General features: G+C 65.4%; 11 protein-coding genes. 2 read left to right on the forward strand and 9 right to left on the reverse strand.

The features are described 5' to 3' along the window. The first annotated feature begins 79 nt into the window (after positions 1 to 79). Positions 80 to 1,267 (forward strand): trans-sulfuration enzyme family protein, encoded by a 1,188-nt coding sequence (locus VW23_RS00200; RefSeq protein WP_069907589.1) that lies wholly within the window; start codon positions 80 to 82, stop codon positions 1,265 to 1,267. After that, positions 1,264 to 1,635, forward strand: a complete 372-nt coding sequence (locus VW23_RS00205) for a VOC family protein (RefSeq protein WP_069907590.1) — start codon at positions 1,264 to 1,266, stop codon at positions 1,633 to 1,635. The genes VW23_RS00200 and VW23_RS00205 overlap by 4 nt, the downstream gene beginning before the upstream one ends. A 14-nt stretch (positions 1,636 to 1,649) precedes the next feature. On the opposite strand, the gene VW23_RS00210 is transcribed toward VW23_RS00205, so the two are convergent. From VW23_RS00210 to tdh, 9 genes are all read right to left on the reverse strand, one after another. Next, complete coding sequence (locus tag VW23_RS00210; RefSeq protein WP_069907591.1) at positions 1,650 to 2,450, reverse strand: lysophospholipid acyltransferase family protein; 801 nt, start codon at positions 2,448 to 2,450, stop codon at positions 1,650 to 1,652. After that, complete coding sequence (locus VW23_RS00215; protein ID WP_069907592.1) at positions 2,447 to 2,884, reverse strand: Fur family transcriptional regulator; 438 nt, start codon at positions 2,882 to 2,884, stop codon at positions 2,447 to 2,449. The genes VW23_RS00210 and VW23_RS00215 overlap by 4 nt, the downstream gene beginning before the upstream one ends. Before the next feature lie 30 nt (positions 2,885 to 2,914). Continuing rightward, positions 2,915 to 3,391, reverse strand: a complete 477-nt coding sequence (gene rimI / locus VW23_RS00220) for a ribosomal protein S18-alanine N-acetyltransferase (protein ID WP_084645382.1) — start codon at positions 3,389 to 3,391, stop codon at positions 2,915 to 2,917. Then, positions 3,388 to 3,993 (reverse strand): tRNA (adenosine(37)-N6)-threonylcarbamoyltransferase complex dimerization subunit type 1 TsaB, encoded by a 606-nt coding sequence (tsaB, locus tag VW23_RS00225; protein WP_069907593.1) that lies wholly within the window; start codon positions 3,991 to 3,993, stop codon positions 3,388 to 3,390. The genes rimI and tsaB overlap by 4 nt, the downstream gene beginning before the upstream one ends. A gap of 210 nt (positions 3,994 to 4,203) precedes the next feature. Then, positions 4,204 to 4,761 (reverse strand): NifU family protein, encoded by a 558-nt coding sequence (locus tag VW23_RS00230; RefSeq protein WP_055874221.1) that lies wholly within the window; start codon positions 4,759 to 4,761, stop codon positions 4,204 to 4,206. Positions 4,762 to 4,848: 87 nt separating this feature from the next. Then, complete coding sequence (locus VW23_RS00235; RefSeq protein ID WP_069907594.1) at positions 4,849 to 5,703, reverse strand: DUF6869 domain-containing protein; 855 nt, start codon at positions 5,701 to 5,703, stop codon at positions 4,849 to 4,851. Beyond that, positions 5,703 to 6,179: a universal stress protein gene (locus VW23_RS00240; protein WP_069907595.1), complete on the reverse strand. Its 477-nt coding sequence runs from the start codon at positions 6,177 to 6,179 to the stop codon at positions 5,703 to 5,705. The genes VW23_RS00235 and VW23_RS00240 overlap by 1 nt, the downstream gene beginning before the upstream one ends. Before the next feature lie 85 nt (positions 6,180 to 6,264). Beyond that, on the reverse strand, positions 6,265 to 7,299 hold the full coding sequence (gene trpS, locus VW23_RS00245; protein ID WP_069907596.1) for a tryptophan--tRNA ligase: 1,035 nt from the start codon (positions 7,297 to 7,299) through the stop codon (positions 6,265 to 6,267). Between the two features lie 61 nt (positions 7,300 to 7,360). Beyond that, a complete protein-coding gene (tdh, locus tag VW23_RS00250) occupies positions 7,361 to 8,383 on the reverse strand; it encodes an L-threonine 3-dehydrogenase (RefSeq protein WP_069907597.1) in 1,023 nt (340 codons plus the stop codon). Between the last annotated feature and the right edge of the window lie 79 nt (positions 8,384 to 8,462).

An 8,462-nucleotide genomic window follows, 5' to 3' on the forward strand; every position in this document is an offset into this window, starting at 1 on the left:
GGACAGGGGTGGGGGTCCACAGCCACCGGGTTGTCAGCAGGCGCTCCCCGTTGCACGTTCACTGCTCGGAGAAACCACCATGACCAACCACCTCAACACTCTGGCCCTGCATGGTGGCGATGGCGCCCGCGTCGTCGGCGAGCCGCTGGCGCCGGCGCCGGTGCTCTCGACCACCTACTTCACCCATCCGGACGCGGTTGGCTTTTCCGCCTCTGACCTGCAAGCGGACGCGCCGCATTTCTACACCCGCTGGAGCAACCCGACGCTGGAACTGCTCGAAAAGCGCCTGGCGCTGCTCGAGGGCGGCGAAGCGGCACTGAGCTTCGGCTCGGGCATGGCGGCAATCACCGGGCTGTTTTCGGGGCTGCTCAAGGCAGGCGATCACCTGGTGCTCTCCGATGTCTGCTATGCCGGCGTCGCCGAGTATGCGCGGCATGCCCTGCCGCGGCAGGGGATCGAGGTGTCGTTCGCCGACAGCGCCAACCCCGACAACGTCGCGGCGGCGCTGCGCCCCAACACCCGGCTGGTGCATATCGAAACCCCGGCCAACCCGATCCTCAAGCTCACCGACATCGCCGCAGTTGCCGCCATCGCCCATGCCGGCGGGGTAAAACTGTCGGTGGATTCGACCATCGCGACGCCGGTCGGCACCAACCCGATCGCGCTCGGCGCCGACTATGTCTGCCACTCGCTGACCAAATATCTCTGCGGCCACGGCGATGCGCTGGGCGGCGCGGTGATCGGCCGGGCGGACAACATCGCCGCGCTGCGCAAAGACGTGCTGATCCACCACGGCGCGGTGCTGTCGCCCTTCTCGGCCTACCTGATCCTCCGCGGTATCGAGACGCTGGGTCTGAGGATGGACAAGCACCAGGCCAATGCCCGGGCCGTGGCGGAATGGCTGGAGCGGCACCCAAAAGTGCGGCGGGTGCTGTGGCCGGGCCTCGCCAGCCACGAGCAGGCGGTACTGGCCCGCCGGCAGATGCGCAATTTCTCCGGGCTGCTGAGCTTTTCGGTCAACTCCGACAGCGCCGGGGTGGCGCGGCAGCTGGCCGAACGGCTGAAGCTCGTCAGCTATGCCGTGTCGCTGGGCAAGACCAAGTCGCTCTGCTTCTACATCCCGACCGAGGATATCCTCCGCTCCTCCTTCGCCCTTGCCGACGAGCGGACCTATCGCGCCTCTGCCGGCGACGGGGTGTTCCGCGTTTCGGTCGGTATCGAGGACGCCGACGCGATCATCGCCGATTTCGAGCAGGCGCTGAAATGAGCGGCAAGCTGAAGGAGATCGTCTTCGACTGCAGCCGCGCCGCGCCGCTGGCGCGCTTCTGGGCCGCGGTGATCGAAGGCTATGCAGTGCGCGCCTATGACGATGAGGAAATCGCCCGGCTCGCCGCGCTCGGCCTCACGCCGGAAACCGATCCGGTGGTGATGGTCGATGGCCCCGGACCGACGCTCTGCTTTCACGAGATCGAACGCGGCCGGGTGCAAGGCCGCATCCATCTCGATGTGAAAGTGGCGGATCGGCCGGCCGAGCGCACCCGGCTTATCGGCCTCGGCGGCGCCGTGTTGCGCGAGGCCGACGGCTACACGGTTATGGTTGACCCCGAGGGCAACCACTTCTGCCTCGTCGACTAGCCTTTGGCTGAAGCCTACTCCGCCGCGATCGGCAGCGGCGTGCCGCGGTTGAGCGCCACCAGCATGCGGCGGACTTCGGTTTCGGTCTGTTTGGCCAGTTCCTTCCGGTTGGTGCCGGAGCTGAGCGGGCGCGGCGTGCCGAAGGCGAGGGTGACTTCGCGCGTGCCGCCGGTGAGGATTTCCTTGATGTTCTGCTTCACCGACTTGGACTTGATCCAGGCGATGAACGAGCGATCGGTGCGGCCGACCGGCAGGCCCTGCAGCTTGGTATAGGCGATGGTCAGCGGCTGAATCATCACCTCGGCGGCGCCGGCTTCCTCCATCGCGTGCTGCGCGGCGCCGATCAGCGCCGAGCGGAACGGCAGCACATGCGTGCCGAGGTCCGACTGGCCCTCGGCGAACAGCAGCACCGCGCCGCCCGAAGCCATGCGCTTGCCCATCTCCTCGCTCACCCGCTTGGCGTCGCTGCGTTTCTTGCGATCGACATAGAGCGTGCGCTGCAACGAGGCCATGAAGCCGACGAAGAACCACTTCTGGATCTCCGATTTGGCGACGAATGTGACGTCGGCCTTCGAGCCGACGGCGATGATGTCGGTCCACGAGATGTGGTTGGAAACGATCAGTGTCGCCCGGTCGGTGGAGGGCATGCCGATGACCTTCACCTTCATGCCGAGGAAGGTGGCGCCGAACCAGTGAAACCAGCGCGGGATCTGGTTGTTGAACCAGGGGCTGCGCGAGATGAGGAACTGGATGGGCACGCAGACGATGAGGAACGGCACGTAGCAGAAGATGAAGAACAGGACGCGGAGGATCATTTGTGAGGTTCGTCCGACTTGAGCGGCACAGCATAGAGCTCGAGCCGATGATCGACCAGCCGGTAGCCCAGCCGCTTGGCGATCACTTCCTGGATGGCTTCGATCTCTTCGTTGCGGAACTCGATCACCTTACCCGAGCGGATATCGATCAGGTGGTCGTGGTGCTCGTCGGGGATCAGCTCGAAGCGCGCCCGGCCGTCCTTGAAATCGTGCTTGGTGACCAACCCCGCTTCCTCGAACAGGTTGAGCGTGCGGTAGACGGTGGAAAGCGAGATCCGTGCGTCGATGGCCGAGGCGCGGCGATACAGCTCTTCCACGTCGGGATGGTCGACGGCCTGCTCGATCACCTGCGCGATGACCCGACGCTGGTCGGTCATCCGCATGCCCTTCTGGGCGCACTGCTCTTCGAGAGTTTGAAGGCCGGGTTTGCTCATCGGGCGTCCCCCGTTACAACTGTAATTCGGTTAGCCAAGATCGCTCGCCATGACAATAGCGGTGGCCGGGGTGCCGTCGGGGCGCGGATAATAGCCCTTGCGCTCGCCGACAGTGGTGAAGCCGAACTTGCCGTAAAGCTTCAGCGCCGCGCTATTGTCGGCGGCCACCTCCAGTAGCATGCGCTTGGCCGGGCTCATCCGCGCCGCCTCGAACAGCGCCCGCATCAGCAGCGCGCCGACGCCCTTGTTCCGCCATTTGCGATCGACCGCGATGCTGATCAGCTCGACCTCTTCGCCCAGGTGCCGCAGCATGGCAAAGCCCGCAATACGCCGGCGGCTGTCGCAGGCGACGTAGACCGGCGTATCCTTGCCGGCCACATAGGCGGCGAACTCTTCGCGCGTCCAGCCGCGGTAAAAGCCCTCGGCGTGCAACCGAGCAATGGTCTCGGTATCGGCGCCGCGGGCCGGCTCGACATGCAGCGTATTGGGCGACAGCCAGAAGTTCATTGTCCAACCCTCGCGACGCGGAACTTTTCCTGCGGCTTGGCATCGGCATCGCGGATATAGGCCGCCTCGGGCGGGTAGCCCGTGGGGTCGGCGGTGGCCGCGAAGCGGGAGAGCGCCGCGATATCGACCAGCGGCGAGGTGATCAGTCCGGCGCCGCTGGGCACAAGGCGGCGCGCTTCTTCCATCGGCAGCACCTGCGGTTCGCCGATCGGGATAGCCGGGCCGCTGAACAGCTGGAAATAGGCTTCCTCGCGCCGCGCATCGAGCAGCACCGCGGTGGCCTCGCATTGGGTCGCGAGCGACAGCGCCAGCAGCGACGGCACGCCGATCACCGGGATACCGAGCGCCAGCCCGAGCCCGCGCGCCGCGCTGAGCCCGATGCGGAGCCCGGTGAACGAGCCGGGGCCGGTGGTGACGGCGATGCGGGTGAGGTCCTTGTAGGCGACGCCGTTGCGCGCCAGCAGCTCGTCGATCGCCGGGAAAATCCGCTCCGCCTGGCCCTGTGCCATCTCCTCGACCAGCGTATCGGCGCGATCACCCAGCAACAGCGCCAGTTGCAGGCGCGGCGCGGCGGTATCGATGGCGAGGAGGACGCTGGACATGAGGGAGAGATAGTCGCGAGCGCACCGAATGTCATCAGTCGCTCCGCATACTCGGTGTCATCCCCGCGAAGGCGGGGACCTCTGTTTTCTTTGCCGGCATCGCAAACGGAGGTTCCCGCTTTCGCGGGAATGACCCGGTGGGAGTTGCGTCACCAAAAAAACAAATCGCCCGGCACAGGGCCGGTCGATTCAAAACTCAATCCGCAGCGCTCAAACCTGCTGCACGGCCTCGACGCCCGGCACGAAATGCCGGAGCAGGTTCTCGATGCCGGATTTCAGGGTCGCGGTCGAAGACGGGCAGCCCGAGCAGGCGCCCTGCATGTGGAGGAACACCGTGCCCTCCTTGAAACCCTTGAAGGTGATGTCGCCGCCATCCATGGCGACGGCGGGGCGCACGCGGGTGGCGAGCAGCTCCTTGATCACTTCGACGGTCTCGGCGTCGGACTCTTCGAAGAACTCTTCGCCGGCGACGACCTCCGCCGTGCCGTCAGCCAGCACCGGCTTGCCGGAGAGGAAGTGCTCCATGATCACGCCGAGGATCGCCGGCTTGATGTGGCTCCACTCGGCCGTATCCTTGGTGACCGAGATGAAATCCGAACCGAGGAACACGCCCTCGACGCCGGGAACGTCGAACAGCGCCGCGGCCAGCGGCGAGATGGCGGCCGATTCGGCCTGCCGGAAATCGCGCGGTTCCCCCACCAGCACATCGCGGCCGGGCAGGAATTTCAGGGTCGCCGGGTTCGGCGTCGCTTCGGTCTGGATGAACATCTGAAGGTTCGGACTCGTGTTAGAACAATTCCAAACTAGTGTTTTGGAGCCGGAAATGCAAGGGTCTGGGCACGGCTGATCGTGGCTTCAGGGAGAGGCTGGTGTGCCCCGCGCCACAACGACCCGCTCCCAGATGTCGTCGGTCATCGCGTTCTTCCAGACCCCGCGTAGCGTGTCGCGGAACACCGCGCTTTGCCGCGCCAGTCGCTCAACCTCGTTGATGACTGCAGGACCATTGTGGGCAAGCATATCCTCCAGCGGCCCGGCCGCCAGGCCATAGCGCGTATCGTCGCTGATCGGCCGCGCCAGCATGCCAACGACGAACTGAAGCGCCAGAGCAGGATTGTATTCGCTGAGGTAGCGCGCCACCTCCCATGCCCAAAAGTGCGTGTCATCGCCTTGGTCCGCGACATCGTTTGCCACCCACCCGTCGACGAGTTCGTCCATGTCACACGGGAGGTAGTCGGGCGGAAACGAGCCCCAATCAACCTCGGCGAATACGCCGTCCGTCGCTATGTCGCCACGCGCCAAAAGCGCCCGCTTCCAGACGTCCTCGGCAATCCCGGGGTTGCTGAGGCGCCGCAAGGTTCGTCGGAACCGCTCGTCGTCTCGCGCCAGCTGTTCAATCTCGCCGATAACTGCCGGGCCGTGACTGGCAAGCAGATGCGCAAGCGGAACGGCCGCGATGCTGAAGTTCACATCATCGGGGATCGCCTGCGCCTGCAGCGCCAGTACTAGCGCCAGGGCCCTGTCCGGATACCGGTTAACGAGGTAGTCGGTCGGCACCCGAACCCAAGCCTCCGGCGGTTCGGTCCGATCCAGACGTCTCGCCGCGATCGCGATGCCGATCCAGCCGGCCACGAGTTCGTCGATGCCTTTCGGGCGTCGACCGGCCAGGGCGGTCCAGTCAACTCCTGGGAAGTCCCCACCATGCGCGGCCATCACGTCACGGCGACGATCTGCTCGTCGGTCATGGTGCCCGGGATGATAGTGACGATCACCGGCAGCGCTGCCTGCCCGGCGCGGGTGGCGAAGCTGCTGACCAAGGGGCCCGGGCCTTCCTTGCCGCCGGCGGCGGCGATCACCAGGATGGCGATGCCGGCGTCCTCGGCCACCAGCCGCTCGATCTCGCTCACCAGGTCGCCCTCGCGGATCACCGTCTCGGTGCGGATGCCCTCGCCGATCTGGCCGATGCGGGCGCGCTTGGTGTCGAGCAGCCGCTCAGCCTCCTCGCGCGCCTCGGCACGCATCACTTCCTCGACCCCGAGAAACTGGGTGAAATCCTGGCTGTCGATCACCGAGAGCAGCACCACCGTGCCGCCGGTCCGCTTCACCCGGTTGGCGGCGAAGGTGATGGCGCGATCGGCTTCCTTGCTCTCGTCGATGACGACGAGAAACTTGCGTTTGTATTCGCTCATGCTGTCAGCCAAAGCGCCGCACCTTCAAGTCTGAAGATGCGGCATTGTTCCAAATGCGCGGCAGGGCCGCAAGCCGAACAAGAAGTCAGCGGATGAAACCGACGATGCGGCGTACTTCCGACATTGTACGTTCGGCGATCTCGGAGGCCCGCTCGGCGCCATCGGCCATGAAGGCGTCGATGCTGGCCGGATCTGCGATCAGGCGGCGCATCTCGTCAGCCACCGGCGTCAACTTGGCCACGGCGAGATCGGCGAGCGCCGGCTTGAAAACGCCCCAACCCTGCCCGCCATACTGCCTGAGCACCTCGGTCTTGGTAGCATCGGCGAGCGCTGCATAGATACCCACCAGATTGTCCGCCTCGGGTCGGGCCTTGAGACCAGCCTCCTCAGAGGGCAGTGGCTCGGGGTCGGTGGTCGCCCGCTTGATCTTCTTGGAGATAGCGTCGGCATCGTCCAGCATGAGGATGCGCGACTGGTCCGAGGGGTCGGATTTCGACATCTTCTTTTGCCCATCGCGCAGCGACATGACGCGCGTCGCTGGGCCGGTGATCACCGGCTCGGTAATCGGGAAGTAGTCGGCATCGAGGCTCTGCACCTTGATGGACGGAGCGAAGTCGTTATTGAACTTCTGCGCGATGTCGCGGGTCAACTCGAGGTGCTGCTTCTGGTCCTCGCCCACCGGCACGTGCGTGGCCTTGTAGAGCAGGATGTCTGCGGCCATCAGCGAGGGGTAGGCGAACAGCCCAAGCGATTCCGCTTCGGCGTTTTTGCCGGCCGTCTTGTCCTTCCATTGCGTCATGCGGCTCATCCAGCCCATGCGCGCCACGCAGTTGAACACCCAGGCGAGCTCGGCGTGCTGATGCACGCGGGACTGGTTGTAGACGATGTGCTTCTTGGGATCGACGCCGGCCGCAACAAACGCGGCAGCCACCTCACGCGTGGCACGGCGCAGGTCGTCGGGCTCCTGCCATACCGTGATCGCGTGCATGTCGACCACGCAATAGAGGCAGTGGTGGCTCTGCTGCAGCGGCACAAAGCGCTTGATGGCGCCCAGGTAGTTGCCGAGATGCAGGTCGCCGGACGGCTGGATGCCGGAAAAGACGCGCGGGGTGAAAGCCATGACAGATATTCCAGTGTGAGGCTGGGCTTATCGCCGATGAGCGCCCCCGCGCGCAAGCCGTCTACCACTCCAAGACGATCTTGCCCTTCTCGCCCCCGGCCGCCAGCCTGAACGCATCGGCATAGTCGTCGGCCGACATGCGTCGGGTGATCACCTTCCTGATGTCGAGCCCCGACTCGAGCATTGCCAGCATCTTGTGCCAGGTCTCGAACATCTCGCGCCCGTAGATGCCGCGCAGCGTGATCATCCGGAACACGATCTTGCCGAGGTCGAAGATGAACGGCCGGGCCGGCACGCCGAGCAGCGCAATGCGGCCGCCCATCACCATGTGGTCGATCATCTGGTCGAGCGCCGCCGGTGCGCCGCTCATCTCGAGGCCGACATCAAAACCTTCCTTCATGCCGAGCTTGTTCATCACGGCGCGGAGGTCCTCGGTCGCGACATTGACCGGCACCACGTCGGCGACTTCAGTGGCGAGCCTGAGCCGCTCGGGGTTGACGTCGGTGATCACCACATGGCGCGCGCCGACATGCCGGGCGACCGCCGCGCCCATGATGCCGATCGGGCCGGCGCCGGTGACCAGCACGTCCTCGCCGACAATGTCGAAGGCGAGCGCCGTGTGCACGGCATTGCCGAGCGGATCGAGGATGGCGCCCAGTTCGTCGTCGATCGCATCGGGCAGCGGGATGATGTTGAAGGCCGGGATTTTGACGAACTCGGCGAAGGCGCCGGGGAGGTTCACCCCGATCCCCTTGGTGTCGGGGTCGAGGTGGAATTTTCCCGCCCGCGAGGCCCGGCTCTTCATGCCGACGATATGGCCTTCGCCGGAGACGCGCTGCCCGACCTTGAGGTTACGAACCTCGGCGCCGATGGCGGCGATCTCGCCCGAATATTCATGGCCGGTGACCAGCGGCACCGGCACGGTCTTTTTGGCCCAGTCGTCCCAGTTGTAGATGTGGATGTCGGTGCCGCAGATGCCGGTCTTGTGCACCTTGACCAGCACATCCTCGGGGCCGATCTCGGGGATCGGCCGCTCTTCCATCCAGATGCCGGGCTCGGATTTGGCTTTGACCAAAGCGCGCATCAGAATTCTCCTGGGGTATGAGAAAGCTCCCCTCCCCCACGCGGCGCTACGCGTCCGCTAGGAGGGGAGGGGCAGGGGG

This window comes from Devosia insulae DS-56 (genome assembly GCF_000970465.2).
GTDB lineage: Bacteria > Pseudomonadota > Alphaproteobacteria > Rhizobiales > Devosiaceae > Devosia_A > Devosia_A insulae.

Coding starts and splice junctions, on each gene's coding strand:
- tdh (WP_069907597.1), bottom strand. CDS start 8,383: ATGCGCGCTTTGGTCAAAGCCAAATCCGAGCCCGGCATCTGGATGGAA.
- trpS (WP_069907596.1), bottom strand. CDS start 7,299: ATGGCTTTCACCCCGCGCGTCTTTTCCGGCATCCAGCCGTCCGGCGAC.
- rimI (WP_084645382.1), bottom strand. CDS start 3,391: ATGAACTTCTGGCTGTCGCCCAATACGCTGCATGTCGAGCCGGCCCGC.
- VW23_RS00200 (WP_069907589.1), top strand. CDS start 80: ATGACCAACCACCTCAACACTCTGGCCCTGCATGGTGGCGATGGCGCC.
- VW23_RS00205 (WP_069907590.1), top strand. CDS start 1,264: ATGAGCGGCAAGCTGAAGGAGATCGTCTTCGACTGCAGCCGCGCCGCG.
- VW23_RS00240 (WP_069907595.1), bottom strand. CDS start 6,179: ATGAGCGAATACAAACGCAAGTTTCTCGTCGTCATCGACGAGAGCAAG.
- VW23_RS00215 (WP_069907592.1), bottom strand. CDS start 2,884: ATGAGCAAACCCGGCCTTCAAACTCTCGAAGAGCAGTGCGCCCAGAAG.
- VW23_RS00210 (WP_069907591.1), bottom strand. CDS start 2,450: ATGATCCTCCGCGTCCTGTTCTTCATCTTCTGCTACGTGCCGTTCCTC.
- VW23_RS00230 (WP_055874221.1), bottom strand. CDS start 4,761: ATGTTCATCCAGACCGAAGCGACGCCGAACCCGGCGACCCTGAAATTC.
- VW23_RS00235 (WP_069907594.1), bottom strand. CDS start 5,703: ATGGCCGCGCATGGTGGGGACTTCCCAGGAGTTGACTGGACCGCCCTG.
- tsaB (WP_069907593.1), bottom strand. CDS start 3,993: ATGTCCAGCGTCCTCCTCGCCATCGATACCGCCGCGCCGCGCCTGCAA.